The sequence below is a fragment of the Niastella vici genome (assembly GCF_002077945.1).
Taxonomy (GTDB): Bacteria; Bacteroidota; Bacteroidia; order Chitinophagales; family Chitinophagaceae; genus Niastella; species Niastella vici.
The window spans coordinates 49,822-67,964 of record NZ_LVYD01000050.1 but is presented as its reverse complement, the minus strand read 5'-3'; the positions used below and the strand labels follow the sequence as shown (position 1 = coordinate 67,964).

Annotated in this window: 13 protein-coding genes; 5 read left to right on the top strand and 8 right to left on the bottom strand. The window is 46.3% G+C overall.

What is annotated here, in order from left to right; genetic code table 11:
* Nucleotides 1–111: 111 nt before the first annotated feature.
* Together A3860_RS19815 and A3860_RS19810 are read left to right on the top strand one after the other, a co-directional pair.
* Nucleotides 112–555, top strand: coding sequence for a GNAT family N-acetyltransferase (locus tag A3860_RS19815; RefSeq protein ID WP_081148900.1), 444 nt, complete (start codon nt 112–114; stop codon nt 553–555).
* A gap of 197 nt (nt 556–752) precedes the next feature.
* Complete coding sequence (locus tag A3860_RS19810; protein ID WP_081148897.1) at nt 753–3,002, top strand: patatin-like phospholipase family protein; 2,250 nt, start codon at nt 753–755, stop codon at nt 3,000–3,002.
* Between the two features lie 9 nt (nt 3,003–3,011).
* On the opposite strand, the gene A3860_RS19805 is transcribed toward A3860_RS19810, so the two are convergent.
* From A3860_RS19805 to A3860_RS19770, 8 genes are all read right to left on the bottom strand, one after another.
* Nucleotides 3,012–4,070, bottom strand: coding sequence for a formimidoylglutamase (locus A3860_RS19805; RefSeq protein WP_081148893.1), 1,059 nt, complete (start codon nt 4,068–4,070; stop codon nt 3,012–3,014).
* A 27-nt stretch (nt 4,071–4,097) separates the two neighbouring features.
* Nucleotides 4,098–6,164, bottom strand: a complete 2,067-nt coding sequence (locus A3860_RS19800) for a site-specific recombinase (RefSeq protein ID WP_081148890.1) — start codon at nt 6,162–6,164, stop codon at nt 4,098–4,100.
* Nucleotides 6,161–7,405 (bottom strand): imidazolonepropionase, encoded by a 1,245-nt coding sequence (hutI, locus tag A3860_RS19795; protein WP_081148887.1) that lies wholly within the window; start codon nt 7,403–7,405, stop codon nt 6,161–6,163. Before hutI ends, A3860_RS19800 begins: the two co-directional genes overlap by 4 nt.
* A 171-nt stretch (nt 7,406–7,576) precedes the next feature.
* On the bottom strand, nt 7,577–9,808 hold the full coding sequence (locus tag A3860_RS19790; protein WP_081149117.1) for a bifunctional alpha,alpha-trehalose-phosphate synthase (UDP-forming)/trehalose-phosphatase: 2,232 nt from the start codon (nt 9,806–9,808) through the stop codon (nt 7,577–7,579).
* Nucleotides 9,809–10,133: 325 nt separating this feature from the next.
* Nucleotides 10,134–10,712, bottom strand: coding sequence for a hypothetical protein (locus A3860_RS19785; protein ID WP_081148884.1), 579 nt, complete (start codon nt 10,710–10,712; stop codon nt 10,134–10,136).
* 135 nt (nt 10,713–10,847) lie between these two features.
* Nucleotides 10,848–12,521, bottom strand: a complete 1,674-nt coding sequence (gene hutU / locus A3860_RS19780) for a urocanate hydratase (protein ID WP_081148881.1) — start codon at nt 12,519–12,521, stop codon at nt 10,848–10,850.
* A 34-nt stretch (nt 12,522–12,555) separates the two neighbouring features.
* Entirely contained in the window at nt 12,556–14,118 is a 1,563-nt protein-coding gene (gene hutH, locus A3860_RS19775; RefSeq protein WP_081148878.1) for a histidine ammonia-lyase, read from the bottom strand.
* Between the two features lie 5 nt (nt 14,119–14,123).
* Nucleotides 14,124–14,612, bottom strand: a complete 489-nt coding sequence (locus tag A3860_RS19770) for a MarR family winged helix-turn-helix transcriptional regulator (RefSeq protein ID WP_081148876.1) — start codon at nt 14,610–14,612, stop codon at nt 14,124–14,126.
* Between the two features lie 220 nt (nt 14,613–14,832).
* Between A3860_RS19770 and A3860_RS19765 the strand changes: the two genes are divergently transcribed.
* The 3 genes from A3860_RS19765 to A3860_RS19755 all read left to right on the top strand — a co-directional run bounded on the left by A3860_RS19765 (nt 14,833) and on the right by A3860_RS19755 (nt 18,096).
* Complete coding sequence (locus A3860_RS19765) at nt 14,833–16,080, top strand: nucleoside permease (protein WP_081148873.1); 1,248 nt, start codon at nt 14,833–14,835, stop codon at nt 16,078–16,080.
* A 152-nt stretch (nt 16,081–16,232) separates the two neighbouring features.
* Nucleotides 16,233–17,426, top strand: coding sequence for a Gfo/Idh/MocA family protein (locus A3860_RS19760; protein WP_081148871.1), 1,194 nt, complete (start codon nt 16,233–16,235; stop codon nt 17,424–17,426).
* 91 nt (nt 17,427–17,517) lie between these two features.
* Nucleotides 17,518–18,096, top strand: a complete 579-nt coding sequence (locus A3860_RS19755) for an OmpH family outer membrane protein (RefSeq protein ID WP_081148868.1) — start codon at nt 17,518–17,520, stop codon at nt 18,094–18,096.
* Nucleotides 18,097–18,143 lie beyond the last annotated feature (47 nt).

Genomic DNA, 18,143 nt, shown 5'->3' with positions numbered 1-18,143 from the left:
AAGGAGGTAAGAAGTAAGAAGAGTTTGAATACCAAGCCTCGCTATTTGTTTTGAGTCTCAAATATCGGGAACTTCTTACATCCTACTCATCCCCCCTTAAAAAACCATCCCATGAATATCACTATCCGTAAAGGCACTGAAGCCGATTACCCGGCGATCGTTGAGCTTATTCATCAATTCGCACTTTTTCAAAAAACACCGGAAAGGGTAACAAATTCTGTAGAACAAATGAAAGCCGACAACAATTTGTTCCAGTGTTTTGTTGCTGTAGATGAAAAGAACAAAATCGTTGGTTATGCGGCCTTTTTCTTCGCTTATTTCTCCTGGACAGGCAAAGCGCTGTATCTCGACGATCTGTATGTGGTTGAATCGGCCCGCGGGCAGGCCATCGGTACCCGGTTGTTACAAACGGTTATCGACCATGCCGGGGCAACAAAATGCGTAAAAGTTCGCTGGCAGGTTTCCAACTGGAATAAGCCGGCCATTGCATTCTATAGAAAAATGGGCGCCCTGATTGATGATGTTGAAATGAATTGCCTTTTTGAATTGCATTGAGATTTGTGATTTTGAGATGTAGAGACCTTGTGATTTGAAATCCCAAAATCCCGAAATCGAAAAATCTCTAAATCCATCGGATTTTAGAAGATTTAAGATTTTGCCAACAAATTTCAGGAACTTATCAGCTATTTTGACAGGATTTTCCCAACGTGCAACATTTCGCCCATTCCCGAAATCAATTGTGGGGGTAACAGATGGTAGTAATCAAATTGTACAAACCGGCTTTGGTTTGGTTGTTTTTACTGGTTCAAACGGCTATGGCGCAGCCACCGGCCCATCGCCCCAAGATAGGGTTAACGCTCAGTGGCGGCGGCGCCAAAGGACTGGCGCATATCGGCATCCTGAAAGCTATTGACAGCGCCGGACTGAACGTTGATTATATAACCGGTACCAGTATGGGCAGTATCATTGGCAGTTTGTATGCCATTGGTTATTCGGCCGACAGTATCGAAAAAATTACCCGCTCCATCGACTGGGACCTGCTGCTGAGCAACCAGAGCTCCCTGCGCAGCATTTTCCTGGAAGAAAAAGATGAGTATTCAAAGTATGTGGTAGAACTGCCCTGGCAAAAAAACAAATTCCGCCTGCCCAGCGGGTTGCTGCAGGGGCAGGAACTCTGGCTCAAATTCTCTGAATTGTATTTCCCGGTACATCAGCAAAAAGATTTTTCCCGGTTCAGCATTCCATTCCGTTGCATAGGTACCGATGTGGGCAATGGCGAAGCCATTGTAATGAAGGAAGGAGAAATAGTCTCGGCTATCCGCTCCAGTATGGCCATTCCCTCGGTATTTACAGCAGTTGATTTTAACGGCAAGCGCATGGTCGATGGCGGTATTGTACGCAATTTTCCCGTACGCGACGTAAAAGAAATGGGCGCCGATATTGTCATTGGCAGTAATGTGGCCAGCGGACTGTTACCTTCTGAAAGAGTACGCAATGCCTTGCAGATCTTATTGCAGATCGCATTTTTCAGGGAAGCTGAAGATGCCAAAACCGAAGTGCCCCAATGCGATATTTATATTCCATTTAAAATGGAAAGATTCAATATGGGCAGTTTTGGCGATGGGAACGCCATTTTAGACACAGGGATCGAGGTAGGACGGAAATTATATCCCCGCTTTAAAAAACTGGCCGATTCGCTGAATGCCCTGTATGGTCCTGATACGCTAAAAATAAACCGGTTGCCACTTGTAAGCTCGGCCATCATTTCATCGTATGAAGTAAACGGTGTCGACAGAACTTCGAAAGAATTCTTTGTACACACCATGGACCTGGAATTGAACAAATCCTATACGGCAAAGAACCTGTCGAACATGGTGCGCCAGGCGTATGGTACGCGGTATTACAGCCGCATCATCTATTCCCTGGTTCCGCAACCCGATGGCACCAGCAAGATCGTGTTCGACGTAACCGAAAACCCGTTCACCTTTGCCAAACTCGGCATTCATTATAACCGGTTTACCGGTATAGGTGTTATTGTTAATCTTACTGCCCGAAATTTTTTCATCACTAATTCCCGCAGCCTGGTCACTGTCAATATCGGGGAAAGTTTCCGCATCAGGGGCGAACACCTGCAATACCTGGGGCGGTTAAAAAATTTCGCGTTGGTGGCCGAAACCCAGTTCGACCGGTTTGATGTGAACACCTACGATCAATACAAACAGGACGGATTATATAAACAAAACTTTTTCAAATTTGGCGAACGCTTTCAGTTTTCGCCCTCCCGCAGTTTTTCTACTGGAATTGGTCACCGGTTCGAATGGGTGCATTACACCCCGAAGATCTCAAAAGGAATAGAATTAAAAGGAAGCAACAGTTTCAATACTGTGTATGGGTTTGTTGCGTATAATTCGCTCGACCGGGCCATATTACCCAAAAAAGGAGTAAAAGTGTACGGGGAGGCCGGCCATGTTTTTGAGCAACATCCCAAACTCAATTTTCTGTCAAATGGGGAGCCCCTCTCCGATCCTGACTCAACTAAGTTCAGCACCTATCCCTATTTACGCACCTCACTCGATGTGGAAAGTTATATCCCGTTTGGCCGCCGCGCTACCTTGTTGCTGAATGGCCAGGGTGGTATCAATTTCAATTATAAACGAAATGTGCTGAATGAGTTTGTGATCGGCGGGTTAACCAAATTGTATCGCAACCAGATCACCTTTGCCGGTTTGCAGGAAGGCACCCTGTATACGCCTGCTGTGGCCATGCTTCAGGGCGGGCTTCGGGTAATGTTATTTCCCAATAACTACGTTACGGGTAAGGCCAACGTACTGTTCACTAATTTTATCACCCGGAGCGACTTCTTTCAAAACCCCGATTTTTTGTCGGGTTACTCGTTGACCTATACCTATAACTTTGCCCTGGGCCCGCTTGAAATGAGCACCATGTATTGCGATCAAACAAAAAAATTACAGTGGTATATTAACCTGGGCATTCCTTTCTGATAAAACGGTCTATTCTCCATTTCCTTCATGCGCCTTTATAAAATCGCTTACCAGGTAACTGATGAGCTTACCCGTGGTATCGTTAGTACGGCCGTCGGTAAGGCGGGTAGCGCCTTCACAAATATGTAAATAGGCAACCTGGCTTTCGCGGGCTGCCAGCGTTACATACTGGCGGGCATGCAAGGGCGAAATGCCTGAGGGCGTCATGGCGCTTGACAACGTATTTTCAATACAATCCATATCCAGCTCAATACCGGTATAATTTTCTTCGGTGAAGTTGGTGGCATGCGCTACGGCCTGAATGAAATTCCTTTTCTCGAGAATGAAAATATCTTCATACGTAATGAAATCAAGGAAGGGATTGTTCACGATATCGAGCCAAACGTTTTGCGGCAGGTAATTTTCATGCAGTCCTACCACACAATATTTCTGCAGGTACCCGTCTTCTTCAGCATACCTGAACCCGTTGCCGCTGTGCCGCCCTTCAGATGGTCTGAAATCGGAATGGGCATCGAGGTTGATACAATTTATTTGGGCCAGGGGCAGAATACCGGCTTTGTGCAGGCCCTTGGCCGCACCTTTTATCAGCGGGTAGGCGTTGTTGTGGCCACCGCCAATAGCAATAGGTATTTTGCCCATTGTGGTAATGATCCTGGTGAGTTCTTCCACTTCATCATCGATGGTGATAACCGCATGCCGGTAAGCATCCACTTTTTCTTCATAGCTGTAGGCATTCTGTTCAATCAGCGCACTGGCGTCGCTGAAGTTAAACTGACCCAGTAACAGCAGTTCTTCTCCGTTCAAAAAATCATTGCTTTGCAGGTTTAAAAAAGCCGACAGAAAGGGCAACCAGGCCGAATCGGCCCCGCCGGTGCCATGGTTGGCGCGAATACCAATGTCTTCCGGAATTCCAAACACTACATACTTTGCCGGCGATTGTTGTAAAGCCGTTTCCCAGGCGGTTTTGTCGGGCAGCACCTGCACACTTTCTCCTAATTTGGTTTCAAAACGCCGGATCCTGGTAAGGTTCAATACATCGTGCTTATTGTAGAACTTGAAATTTTTCATACAGATAGTCAATAGTTTAAGATGTAATTATACTGATTCTTTTATATCCGTTTCTGATCGCCCGTTCCGCCCCGGGTCCCGCCTATTGCGGGATTTCCGCGGCCTGATAAAATCAAGCGGATGATTGCGAAAATATTTCCAAAGGATGCGTAAAAAACCAGGGTAATCCTTCAGGCGAATACCCCTTGACCGTACTGCTACAATAAAGGCCAGTGAAAAGCTCACCAGGAAATTAAAAAAACCGATGCCCAGCACACCCACCACCACATTGGCCAGGTACCTGTAATTGAGATGCGCCCACCCTACTCCATACACCCCTAAGGAAGTGTTGGCTGCCGAAATGGTAATGTGCCTGATATCGAAAGGTATACCAAATATTTTACCCAGGATGCCGGCCGTACCCAGAAAAATACCTAAAGCAATATTACCGGCCAGGCTGCCCCCATTTTTGTTTACATAATTGGCTATTTTCTGCAACCGGTTTGGTGGAAGCGACAGGCGCAGCACCGGGTGCTCGGTGAGCCTTTTGCCAATGCGCCCATAATTTATTTTGTTTTGTACATACCCGGCTATAATACCGCTTAAAAAAAGAAAGAACCCGGTATTGCAGGCGTACAGCAGGGAAAGGCTGTAACCCGGGTGCTGATCCTGCAATAACTGAGCAGCCTTTTCGCCTTGCACCAGCGGGTGGCCAATAGCCAGGTCGTACAACCACGCCAGCAGGTAAGTGACGGGAAACACCACAATGAGGTTGCCGATAAAAGACGCGATCTGGCTGCGGCTTACTTCCGATACGGTTACGGCCAGGTTATATAAGTTAGGCGGTTCATCGCTTTTACGCGCGTCTAACGAACTGGCGACAGCGCTGGCGGTGAAGGCCGGTTGTTTGGTGGCAAGGGTAGCCTTTGTTTCTTCAATGGCTACAAAACCCAGACTGTAATTGATGCTGTATACAAAACCGCTCCAGAAGGGCGCCAGGTGCAGCAATGTCAACAGGTTTTTAAAAATGGCTACAAAACAAATGATAAGGCCGCCCCACATGGCGCTGCCGATCATCTGAAAATATTCAAGCGGTGTGGAGGTAATGTATTTGCTGCCTTTCTTTCCCTTGTGCTCGGCTATCTGGTAAGCCAGGTAGCCGGTAGTTTGTGACAGGAATTCCCTGATACTGTTCTTCCTGTTCTCATTGCGAACCACAACAATGAACAGGTTGGCGAACCTTGCCAGGTTGATCTTTTCATCGGCATCGGCAATATCGAGCAGCAGGCTCATGCGGTTCAGTTTCTGTTCAATCTGGAACAGGATAAATGTTTGCGACAGGCTGGCGCCTTTTTCGGCCGTTTCGTTGCGAATATGTTGAACCAGTTCGAAACAATGGGCCAGCACCTCGCCTAATGCAGCCGTCAATTCGCGCACTGCCTCCCTGGTTTTATTTTGGCGCAGCACTAATTCTTTTATCTGGTACACCAGGTGTTGCTGCACCGCAAAAGGATTATTGGGTGGCTGCCATTGGGCAGGTATATTATGCGTGATCTCGTTTTCCCAGCCCAACTGCGCTACGCGGGCGCTCAATATTTGTAAGGAAAGAATGGCCTGTTTAACGATCACCGGTTCATTACCCGAAAAAGAAAGTCCGATGAGCTGAAATAAATGCATCCATTTTTCGCGGCCCAGCTGTTCAACCCACTCATAATCGGTATGCCTGAAAAAGATGCGGTTCAGTAAGTATAAAAAATCGTTGGGGTCCTGTGCGGCGGGTAATAATTTATGTTTTAACCGGGCGTACAGTTCGCGGCCCGCGCCCCGCGAAACAGTAATGCCGCTTTCAGTAAGCATGGGCACCAGGTTGCTGTTGATGAGCTGGGCCATGATGGCAATGCGCAGGTTGTTCAGCACCGATGGCTGCTGGTTTATAAACTGCAGGGTTTCTGCAAATTTCTTATTGGCATTTTCAAATTCTGATAAACGCGGCCTGATCATACCCACAAAAGCAACCAGGTAGTCGAGGGCCTCTTCCCGGTCCTTGATTGAAACGGTGCGGCCTTTGTTGAGGAACTCCTTAACCAGGTTCACTTTTTTCTTTCTTCTTATCATAGGCGCTCTCCTCCTATAATCACCTGTTCAATAAGGTTTGAACCAAAAGCATATGGCAAATACGCTAACGATGGTACAGGTTTGGTAATAATTAAATTCGCTTTTTTGCCTACTGAAATACTTCCCAGTTGATCGGCGCATTCCATTGCCCAGGCGCCGTTGAGCGTGGCGGCATTGATGGCTTCTTCGGGTAACATTTTCATTTGTATACAACTCATATTCACCACCAGGTTCATATTGCCGCTGGGCGATGAACCGGGATTGAAATCGGAAGCCAGGGCAATAGCGCAACCCGCATCGATAAGCGCGCGGGCCGGCTGAAAGGGCATGCGTAAAAAGAAAGCCGCTGTTGGTAACAGGGTGCCGATCGTTGAGGAGCCCGCCAGTGTTTTGATGGCGCCCTCATCCATGGTCTCCAGGTGATCAACGCTGACAGCGCCCAGGGCCACACCGGTTTGTACGCCGCCCGATAAATTGAGTTGATTGGCATGGATCTTTGGTTTCAACCCATATTGCATCCCCGCTTTACAGATCATTTCGGTTTCGGCCGGTGAAAAGAAACCCGTTTCGCAAAACACATCAATATAATCGGCCAGTTGTTCACGGCCTATCACTGGCAGCATTTCATTTATGATGAGATCAATATATGCGGCATGATCGTCTTTGTATTCAACCGGATACGTATGTGCGCCCAGGAAAGTGGCTTTGATGGTAACCTTTGCGCTGCCGCGCAACTTTTTTATTACCCGCAGCATTTTTAACTCGCCCGGTACTGTTAAGCCATAGCCGCTTTTTATTTCAATAGCGCCGGTTCCCAACCGCATTAATTCATCCAGGCGTTTCCAGGCCAGGTTGAACAGTTCATCTTCTGTAACCTCATTTAGTTTACGGGCCGAATTAAGGATGCCGCCGCCCCGCGCTGCGATCTCGGCATAGCTAAGCCCTTTTAACTTATCAATGAATTCATTTTCGCGGCTGGCAGCAAATACGAGGTGGGTATGGCTATCGCACCAGGTTGGCAATACCAGTTTGCCAGTGGCGTCAATTATTTCAGTTGGAACCGCCTCATTCGCCGATGCCAGTTGTTCCATGGTGCCATACGAAACGATAGTGTCATCTTCTATCAATAAATATGCGTTGCTTATACACGGGAGTTGAGCCAGTTCTTTTCCCCGCAACACCTGCCATTGTTCCCGTACATTAACTAGCTGTTTGATATTGGTGATTAATATTGCGGCCATAGAGTGAAGATAGGGTAATTTGAAAAGCGGGGAATCAATAATCGATGAGGATTTTTCAGCAGCGTCATAATTAAAAAGTCCGGAAGAAGATACCGCCTTACAGTATTGCTTCCGGACTTCCCGTCGGACAAAGTTTTTAAGTTCCCGCGCGCCCTGAGCGTAGTTGAAGGATTATGTACCTGCGTATTGTTTATTGATCACGGGTAACATTAACTTTTTCAATAATTGCAACACTTTTTGTTGCGAAAAAACGGTGTATTGCGCAGCCGTTGGACCATTGCTCACTTTTATACTGTAGGCCCGTTCAGCCAGTGCTTTGAACATATCTTCATCGGTTGTATCGTCGCCTATGCATAGTACAAAATCGGGTTGCAGGTCATTTACTATTCTCATTGCCATAATGCCTTTATCAAAACCCGACATCCGTACTTCTACTACTTTGTTACCATCTACCACCTGTAACATGGTATTCTGTAACAGTTGCGTAAGGTTATTGATCAATTCGCGTGACCGGGTAAAACCCAGGTCGGGATGCGTATTGCGATAATGCCAGGCCAGCGTATTTGTTTTTTCTTCAATAAAAGAACCTACGCAATGGGTTACAAACAGCTGCATAATGGGCCTTATCTCATTCTTCCATTGATCGGGGATCGATACGGCCTGTTGCCATTGCTCGCCTTTGTTCTTGAAGCTGGCGCCATGTTCTGCTACCAGCATCAATGGCAGATCGCCCAGCCATTTTTCCAGTGAATCGGCCTCGCGCCCACTGATGATCACTACATTGTTCTTTGGGTCTTGTGATAAGCCCGTCAATATGGCCCGCAATTCTTCATTGGGTTTTGCATCTGCCGGCATGCGGGCGTATGGTACCAGTGTGCCGTCATAGTCTAACAGCAGGCAACGGGTTCTGGATATCTGGTAATGCAAATGAATTTGTGAACCGGTTTTTTCGTCCAGCACTTTTACCTGTTGTTTTTGCTGTTCTGCCTTAACATTCGATAGCTGATCGAGGAAATCGCTTACCCATTTAATTACATCGTAATCAGATAACCGCTGCTGCATTAAGGTTATGCGATGCTGCTGTTCTTCCTGGGGCATGGTCAGTGCCCGGTGAATGGCTTTGGATACTTCAATGATGTCTGTTGGGTTCACCAGCAGGGCTTCATTGAGCTCGTTGGCAGCGCCGGCCAGTTCGCTTAGGATCAAAACGCCTCTCTTTCCTGAACTACTGGCAACATATTCTTTGGCTACCAGGTTCATACCATCGCGTAATGGTGTTATCAACGCGGCGTCGGCTGCTTTGTATAAAGCGGCCAGTTCGGTGAACGGAAGATGGGTGTACCGGTATATGATCGGCTGCCAGGTAATGGTTGATATTTTACCATTAATGGTGCCTATCTTTTGTTCTATTTGTTGTTTACGTTCGGTATAGGCCTGAATGTCGTCGCGTGAAGGTACAATGTTCAAGATGAAAACCACTTTCTCGCGCCATTCGGGATATTGCTCCAGGAAATGATCAAACGCATTCAGCCGGTCCATCAGGCCTTTTGTATAATCGAGCCGGTCAACCGAAAAGATGATCTTCCTGCCTTCAAAATTGTTTTTTATTTCCCGGTAATAGGCCTTTGTTTCAGGATCATCGCAGGCCTTATTGAATTTTTTATAGTCGATGCTGATGGGGAACAGGTCGGCCTTTATAAGCCGGTCCTGGTATTGAATATTATGGAAATTGCTATCAACACCAAGGATCATTTTTACCGATTGTAAAAAGTGTTGTGCATAATCGTGAGTATGGAAGCCAATTAAATCGCTGCCCAATACGCCCTTTAATAAAGAGGATTTACATTCGGTTGGCAGGGTCCTGAACAACTCGTAGGAAGGGAATGGAATATGTAAAAAGAAACCGACGGTAATATCGGGTCTTTCAGTGCGCAACATTTCGGGCAACAGCATCAGTTGATAATCGTGTATCCAGATGGTGTCGTCGGGTTGCAACACCGGTATCAGTTTATCGGCAAAAGCGCGGTTCACTTTTACATAAGCATCATAATAGTGCGCCTGGTATTCGACCAAATTTGGAAAATAATGGAACAGGGGCCACAATACCGAATTGGAAAACCCATTATAATAATCTTTGTAAACGAGTTTGTTAACGAATAAGGGAATAATTTGAAAGTCGCGGCCCGATAATTTTTCAGCGACAACAGTCCATTCATTTTGGGGAAAATCTGCCACACCTGCCCACAACTTTTCCGTAAAGCCCCTGTTTTTTGAACTATCGCTTTCGATATAACTTTTTATTGCAGACACCAGTCCCCCTGAACTTTGCCGAAGCGTAAGTTGATCTCCTTCATGGTCAATAGAAAAAGGTAGCCTGTTAGATATAATAATCAATCGTCCCATAAAATAAACAGTAAACCAATGATTAATAGGCCTTATCAGGTACATTGGCACCCAAGGCGTTCCTTTTGCTGGTTTGTTATGAATGAAATTATAATGCCAATAGAGGGAGATTGTTTAAGATATGGGGGGAATTAATGAGATTGTAATTGTGGCTTAATGCGGTATTAAAAATCAATTGCTGATTTCGGGATTTAGAGATTTTGGGATTTATGGAATTGGCGGTAGTCTATCCCGAAATCGCGAAATCTCAAAATCAGAAATAAAAAAAGGAGACCAGCGTTCTGCTGATCTCCCTTTATTGTTGTATGTTCTTTAACCTATTGCCTTATTTAAAATTCAGTTTCATCCGCTGGCGGTAGAGTTCTCTAACTACTCCGCGTTGGTTGTAAGGATTGGTAACAAGGAAAAACAGGTACAGGGGTTCAGCCATCTCTGCAACTTTTACTGTTTTTTCTTTCACCGGGAAAAACACTTGCTCAATGGTTCTGGTGGCAGTGACCGTATTGGCATCCACTGTTTTAATGTCTCTGTCGAACCGGTATTCATTGGTGGCTTTATTATAGTACCAGAAAGCCCAGTTGTCAGAATTGATAACAACCTGTTTGTTTGGGTTGAAGTTATCTTCCTTAGCAATTTTGTAGGGAATGTCTTGCAGGTCGGGTAAAGAGGCTTTGTCGCCAATCTTGTAAATGGCGTCGGTAACATCGGCGTAAACAAAAACGCCATCATACGCATTAACGTCGAATGTGAATTCAACGGTAAAAGGGGCTTTCTTTAAATCATACTCACCGTTAACGGGATTTACGGGAGCTCCGTTCTGAACGATCTTCAGACCAACTTTGGCCTGAGAAAATGCTGTGCTGGCTACTAAGGCAAAAAAGAACAAGGCGATGGTTGTTTTCATATTTCGGATTTTTCATACATGTTTATCTTCTCCTCTGCTACAACGTACAGAATTACGAAGATATTTTGTCATAGTATAAATACCATTTTTTTCCTATCAGTTGGGTGGTATCGCCGACAAAATAAAAAATTATTTTTATCTGTGAAACCGTTTTTTTAAATCAAGATCAAATTTTAATGAAGTTTCTTTTGCTACGTCATATCCCGCGTCGGCATGTCGTATAACTCCCATACCCGGATCGTTTCTTAAAACCCGCGCCAGGCGAAGCGCTGCTTCGTTGGTTCCATCTGCAACGATCACCATTCCTGCATGAATGCTGTAGCCCATTCCTACCCCACCCCCATGATGCAAACTTACCCAGCTGGCGCCGCCTGCAGTATTTACCAATGCATTCAGTATGGGCCAGTCGGCCACTGCATCGCTGCCATCGAGCATGCTTTCTGTTTCGCGATTGGGCGATGCCACTGAGCCGGTATCCAAATGATCGCGGCCAATGACAATGGGCGCTTTTACCTTTCCGGTCCTTACCAGTTCATTGAACGCAAGTCCCGCTTTTTCCCGTTCTCCCTGCCCCAGCCAGCAAATGCGCGCCGGCAATCCCTGAAAGGCAATTTTTTCTTTGGCCAGTTTGAGCCAGCGTTGCAAAGAATTATTTTCGGGGAACATGTTGCCAATGACTTCATCTGTTACTGCAATATCGTTTGGGTCGCCGCTTAATGCCGCCCAGCGGAAGGGACCTTTGCCTTCACAGAACAGCGGACGAATATAAGCCGGAACAAAACCCGGGAAATCAAAAGCGTTTGTCAAACCTTTTTCCTGCGCCCTTGCACGGATATTATTTCCATAATCAAACGTGATAGCACCTTTTTGTTGTAATTCTAACATTAATTCTACGTGCCTGTACATGGAGTTGTACGCATAATTAATATACTGATCCGGATTTTGTTCACGTAATATCTTAGCCTGTTCATATGAAATTTCATGCGGCCAGTAACCGATCAGCGGATCATGTGCCGATGTTTGATCGGTTAAGGTATCGGGAACAATATTTCTTTCAACCAAACGTTGTAACAAATGAACTGCATTGCATAATACCCCAATAGAAAGTATTTCCCCTTTTTCTTTTGCTTCCAACGCCCGGTCAATCGCTGCATCAATATTTGTCATTTTAACATCGAGGTATTTTGTTTCGATGCGTTTGTCTATTCTCCACTCTTCCACTTCTGCGATCAACGCCACGCCTTCATTCATGGTGATGGCCATTGGTTGGGCGCCACCCATGCCACCTAAACCGGCTGTAACATTCAGCGTGCCTTTGAGCGAACCGCCAAAATGTTTACTGGCAGCCGCTGCATAAGTTTCATACGTGCCCTGTACAATACCCTGGCTGCCGATATAGATCCATGAACCGGCGGTCATTTGTCCGTACATCATCAATCCTTTTCTTTCCAGTTCATCAAAATGTTGCCAGGTGGCCCATTTAGGAACCAGTTGTGAATTGGAGATGAGTACGCGGGGGGCATTAACATGGGTTTGTAATATGCCAACCGGTTTGCCGCTTTGTATCAACAGGGTTTCATTATCGTTAAGGTCTTTTAGCGATTGAATGATCATATCAAGCGCTTCAAAATTGCGGGCTGCTTTTCCGCGTCCGCCGTATACGATGAGGTCATCGGGCCGTTCTGCCACGGCGGGATCAAGGTTGTTAAGCAGCATGCGCAGGGCCGCTTCCTGTATCCAGCCTTTACAATTCAATTGTGATCCCGTTGGGGTTTTGTATTTTTTTATGTCGTATTGTGAAGTGGTCATACGTTTTATTTAAAAGTTACCAATTTCTTTAATTCTACACCCCAAACCCCTCATAACCCTCATTTAAATTGATCTTTTTCAATTTCGCAAATCCATTACAATGCTCCACAAACGAAAAATCACTGATGAGGCGTTTGATCTTATCAATATCGTCAGCAAATATTCTGTCTTCTTCTGCAAAGCTTACAAACTCCCGCACATAATCATGGGCCGATTCTAACAGCTCGGTGCTTTTCAATGGCCGTCTGAATTCAATGGCCTGACACGCACTCAATAATTCAATGGCTAAAATATATTCCAGGTTATCGATCACCTGGTTCAGCTTGCGGCCGCTGATGCTGCCCATGCTTACATGATCTTCCTGCCCCAGTGAAGTGGGAATACTGTCGGCACTTGCCGGAAAACACAATGTTTTGTTTTCTGTTACCAATGCGGCCGTGGTATACTGGGGTATCATAAAACCGCTGTTCAACCCTACATTTTTCATCAGCAATAACGGTAAGCCCCACTTGCCTTCGAGCAACAGATAGGTGCGGCGGTCAGAGATATTACCGGCTTCGGCGGCAGCAATACAGGCATAATCGAGTGGCAATGCCAGCGGTTGCCCATGAAAATTACCACCGCTGATGGTGTCATCGGCGCTTAAGATGATGGGATTATCTGTTACGGAATTCAATTCAATTTCGGTGAGTTGTTTCAAATGCAGCCAGGCATTGCGGCTGGCGCCATGTACCTGGGGCATGCAACGTAAACTGTATGGGTCCTGCACGCGGCCGCAATCAACATGGCTTTGCATAATATCGCTCTGGTGTAACAACAAACGCAGCCGTTGTGCTACCAGCTCATTGCCGGCAAAGGGCCGCAGCTTATGCAGTCGTTCATCAAACGGCGCCTTGGTGCCGGTAAGCGCTTCGAGGCTCATGGCGCCAATGATATCGGCTGCCTCGAGGCAATAATGCAGGCGTTGCACGGCCTTTACAGCAAAGGATAAAATGAATTGGGTGCCGTTGATGAGCGCCAACCCTTCCTTGGGGCCCAGTTGTATAGGAGCCAGGCCAAATTGCTGTAGTATTTCAGTTGACCTATAGCGCACCCCTTTATAAAAAACTTCGCCCAACCCTATCAATGGTAAACACAAATGCGCCAGTGGCGCCAGGTCGCCCGAGGCGCCCACACTTCCTTTTTCGGGTACAACGGGAATTACATTCTGTTCAATATGCCATAAAATTCGTTGCAGCGTGGTGAGCTGGGCACCTGAATAACCGCGGGCCAGGGCATGCACTTTGGTAATGAGCATGAGTTTCGCAATTTCAACTCCAATGGGCTCGCCCACACCTACGCTATGGCTTTGCAATATCTTATGTTGCAAAATGCGGGTATCTTCTTCCGAAACTGGTTTATTGGCCAGCACCCCAAAACCGGTATTAATGCCATACACGGTTTTATTATGCTCAACAATTTCCTGAACATGCTGCTGGCTTTTTTGAATGTTGGCAATGGCCGCATGGTTCAGCACGCCTTTTGTTTTGCCGCTGGCGATGGCCAGGGCGGTCCCAATCGTTAAATGGTCTATACCGTAATAAAACTCCTGTTGCATATGTATTACTTATGGTGCAAAATGGTTTGCACCCGGTTAAAAACTGATTCGTTTTGTAATCCCTGCTCTATTTCCTCAATGGCGGTTAAAATGGTTTTGCTGTGCCGGCCTTCATTGGCCAGCGCTTCCATGGCCTGTTGCAGGGCATCCCATACCGGCTGCACCTGTTGTTGTAATTTTTTGCCTTTGGTGGTAAATGCCACTACTTTTTTGCGGGCATCATCATCGGCCGTGGTGGTTTTGGTAAGTCCTTTCTGTTGCAGACTGCTTACCAGCTGGCTCACTGCCGAATGGGAAATGCCCAGTTCTTCTGAAATGTCTTTTATGGAAACCGTTTCCTGGCGCGACAAAATATAGAACACCGGGAACCAGGCCGCATCGAACGATAACTCATGCTCTGCATAGATCTTGTTCACATCGGCCAGGAAAGCCTCGCTCAGTCGCCGCAAGCGGCTCCCGAATACAAGAAAACCGAGGGATTGGTAAAAGCTCATAAATTATATAAGTACTTATACAAATGTACAATAACCGGTAATAATTCAAAATTTAAATCAGGCGGGTGCTAATCGGTCAGGCGCTAATACAATTTTGTTGTAATTTCCGGGCTTCATCACATACAGGTATTTATCAATCTTTAATGTGTTTGAAGTAAGCAGAAACAATATCTTTAGAGCGAGATCCAGTCGGTTCCTGAAAAAAATATAACCTGCAAATATGAAAGCAGCATTGCGTGTTCAACTTTCTGTAATGATGTTCCTGGAGTTTTTTATCTGGGGTTCGTGGTATACTTCCATTGGCGTATATATGAGTAACCACGATATGGCCAATTTAACCCACTGGCCATATACGGCGAACCCGATTGCTGCTATTATTGCGCCGTTCTTTGTTGGGTTAATAGCCGACCGCTTTTTTGCTACCCAAAAGGTATTGGGCACCCTGCATATTTTAGGTGCGGTGTTTATGTTCCTTACGCCTTCTGCCACCGGAAATCCCGTGGTATTTATCTTATTGCTGCTGGCTTATAATTTATGCTACATGCCAACGATGAGCCTGGCCAACACCATTTGTTTTCATAAAATGAACGACCAGGAAAAAGAGTTTCCCCTGATCCGTGTTTTTGGCACCATCGGTTGGATCGTTGCCGGCATCATCATCAGTTTTGTATTGAGCCGCTTTGTTACAAATAATTTGAAGCCCGAAGAAACTTCGCTGCCGTTGTATATGACGGCAACCGCAAGTTTGCTGTTGGGCATTTATAGTTTCTTTTTACCCAATACCCCACCCCCTGCCGCCGGTAGAAAGATCTCGGCCAGCAGTATCATTGGGGTCGATGCATTTAAACAACTGGCCAGTCCATCTTTCTTTATTTTCCTCATCAGCTCATTCCTGATCTGTATTCCGCTGGCTGCTTATTATAACTTTACACAGATCTTCCTCGAGGGCGCGCAGTTTAAAAATATTGCGGCTACGCAAACCGTTGGACAAATTTCTGAAACCCTGTTCATGGTGCTGATGCCTTTCTTTTTTATTCGGCTGGGTGTAAAATGGATGCTGGCTGCCGGTATGCTGGCCTGGGTATTACGCTATGCATTGTTTGCCCTTGGCGCGCCCGACCAGGTAAGCTGGATGATATTGACCGGTATTGCGCTACATGGTATTTGCTACGATTTTTTCTTTGTGACCGGACAGATCTACGTTGATAAAAAAGCCAATCCCCTCATCAGGGCGCAGGCGCAGGGCCTCATTGTATTTGTCACTTATGGCGTGGGTATGCTCGTAGGAGCACAAACAGCCGGCATGGCTTACAATAAATTCCTCGGTTCGGCCAAAGCGCTTACTTTGCCCCAATGGCAAAGCTTCTGGTGGTTGCCAGCCGGCTTTGCCGCTGTAATCCTGCTGTTCTTTATCGTGACGTTTAAAGAAAAAAAAGCGAATAAGGAACTTGAAAATGCATTTCAATAGGCAACGAGGTATCGGGGCGAAGCCGGAAAATACCAGCGGGTTTCGAATAAAGAACTCGAAAATTCTTTTCAATAGTGAATTCCGAAAATACCCGCGGGTTTCGAACAAAAGAACTTCGAACTAAAAACTAATAAACTAACAAACTTATTTCTATGGCACGTATTGCAATGCTGGGCTCGGGCTTTATAGGCCGGTTTTATGCCGATTCCCTACAAGGGTACAGAAGCCGTGATAAGATCGTAAGCGTTTATTCGCGCCGCACTGAAAGCGCAAAGCGTTTTGCTGAAGACTACCAGGTTGCGCATTATACCACCAATATGGAAGAAGCCATAGCGCATCCCGATGTAGATATCGTTTGCATATCGCTGCCCAACAACCTGCACGAAGCGGCCGTAATGCTTTGCTGCGTTCACCGCAAAGCCGTAATGACCACCAAACCGCTGGGCCGTACCGGCGAAGAAGCAAAGCGTATGTTGCAGGCCGTTGAACAGGCCGGTATTTTCAATGGCTATCTCGAAGACCTCGTATATACGCCCAAATTCATAAAAGCCCTGGAGAGTGTGAAGAACGGGGCACTGGGCCGCATTTTATGGGCCAAGTCGCGCGAAACCCACCCTGGCCCGCATAGCGACTGGTTCTGGGATATGGAACAGGCCGGCGGCGGTTGCATTCTTGACCTCGGCTGCCATTGCGTTGAAATAACCCGCAGTTATATTGGAAAAGATATAAAACCGGTGGAGGTGATGTGCTGGGCCGATACCCAGGTAAAACCCATTGATGCCGAAGACCACGCCATTGGCCTGGTGAAATATGAGAACGGCGCCATAGGACAGTTTGAAGTAAGCTGGACCTTCCGCGGCGGGCTCGACCTCCGCGATGAAGTAATGGGTTCTGAAGGCACCATCTGGATCAACAGCTTTTTGCGTACCGGTTTCGATATGTTCACCAGCGGCAAGGGGGCCGATTATGTTGCGGAAAAAGCCGAAAGCAATACCGGTTGGTTATTTCCGGTAGGCGATGAGCTCAATGAGCTGGGCTATAACCACATGTTTATGGATATGTTCAATGCCCTGGATGCCGGCAGCGACCCCAAAGAAACCTTTTACGACGGGTATGTGGTGAATTGCATTCTCGACGCCGCTTACCGCTCGGCCAAATCAAAGTTGTGGGAGCCGGTTCAACTCGACATCTGGCGGGGCCGAACCGGGGTTACGAAAGATAGCCACCTCACCGAATACGATGCAGACCATTATCTCGTTAAAGAGGAAGTGACCCATTACGGGGCTAAAAAAGTAATTTTAAAAAATAAAAAAACAGGAAAGATCAGCGAAAAAGTGCTGGAATAACGTGAAGAAATAAACAGCCCCGATTTTTTCGGGGAAAGCACCGATTTCCGCTATTTTTGCGACCTATAACTTCAAACCCACGTTTACGTATATGAAAAGGCAATTTGTAGCAGTGATTTTAATTTTTACGATTGGTCTGTTAGCCAACGCTTTTCAAGCTAATGCACAAAACAAAATAGGTTATATAAGTCTGCAGGACCTCATCGCCGCCATGCCTGAATACAAGAAGGCGGCCGCAGATATGGAAGAATATAAAAAAGCCCTGGTTCAACAAGGCAATGACTATCAGCAGGATTTTATGGTAAAACAGAAAGTGGCCACCAGCAAAGATACCCTTACATGGACTTCTGCTCAGAAGGAAGTTAAGAGAAAAGAGCTGAATGACCTGTATTTGAAATGGACCAATTTCGTTAACCAGGAAGCCCAGCAAATGATGAACCAGCACGAACAGGAGTTGCTGGCGCCCATCCAGGAAAAAGCGGTGACTACCTCTCAGGCAGTGGCCAAAGAGAACGGTTACGCTTATATTCTGCCCAAAGAGCAATTGATCGCGTTCCCCGCTGCCGACGATATTTTACCACTGGTGTTCAAGAAGTTGAATATTACGCCTGCGGCCAAGGAAGCAGCCCCTGCACCCGCCACTGCGCCTAAAGAAGGTGGCAAGCAATAGTGGTGGGCTGTTAAGCACCAGGTTTAAGAACAAATAATAGTATTTTA

Coding starts and splice junctions, on each gene's coding strand:
- A3860_RS19790 (WP_081149117.1), bottom strand. CDS start 9,808: ATGGGACGATTGATTATTATATCTAACAGGCTACCTTTTTCTATTGAC.
- A3860_RS19805 (WP_081148893.1), bottom strand. CDS start 4,070: ATGAAAAATTTCAAGTTCTACAATAAGCACGATGTATTGAACCTTACC.
- A3860_RS19785 (WP_081148884.1), bottom strand. CDS start 10,712: ATGAAAACAACCATCGCCTTGTTCTTTTTTGCCTTAGTAGCCAGCACA.
- A3860_RS19755 (WP_081148868.1), top strand. CDS start 17,518: ATGAAAAGGCAATTTGTAGCAGTGATTTTAATTTTTACGATTGGTCTG.
- A3860_RS19815 (WP_081148900.1), top strand. CDS start 112: ATGAATATCACTATCCGTAAAGGCACTGAAGCCGATTACCCGGCGATC.
- A3860_RS19760 (WP_081148871.1), top strand. CDS start 16,233: ATGGCACGTATTGCAATGCTGGGCTCGGGCTTTATAGGCCGGTTTTAT.
- A3860_RS19770 (WP_081148876.1), bottom strand. CDS start 14,612: ATGAGCTTTTACCAATCCCTCGGTTTTCTTGTATTCGGGAGCCGCTTG.
- A3860_RS19800 (WP_081148890.1), bottom strand. CDS start 6,164: ATGATAAGAAGAAAGAAAAAAGTGAACCTGGTTAAGGAGTTCCTCAAC.
- hutH (WP_081148878.1), bottom strand. CDS start 14,118: ATGCAACAGGAGTTTTATTACGGTATAGACCATTTAACGATTGGGACC.
- hutI (WP_081148887.1), bottom strand. CDS start 7,405: ATGGCCGCAATATTAATCACCAATATCAAACAGCTAGTTAATGTACGG.
- A3860_RS19810 (WP_081148897.1), top strand. CDS start 753: ATGGTAGTAATCAAATTGTACAAACCGGCTTTGGTTTGGTTGTTTTTA.
- A3860_RS19765 (WP_081148873.1), top strand. CDS start 14,833: ATGAAAGCAGCATTGCGTGTTCAACTTTCTGTAATGATGTTCCTGGAG.
- hutU (WP_081148881.1), bottom strand. CDS start 12,521: ATGACCACTTCACAATACGACATAAAAAAATACAAAACCCCAACGGGA.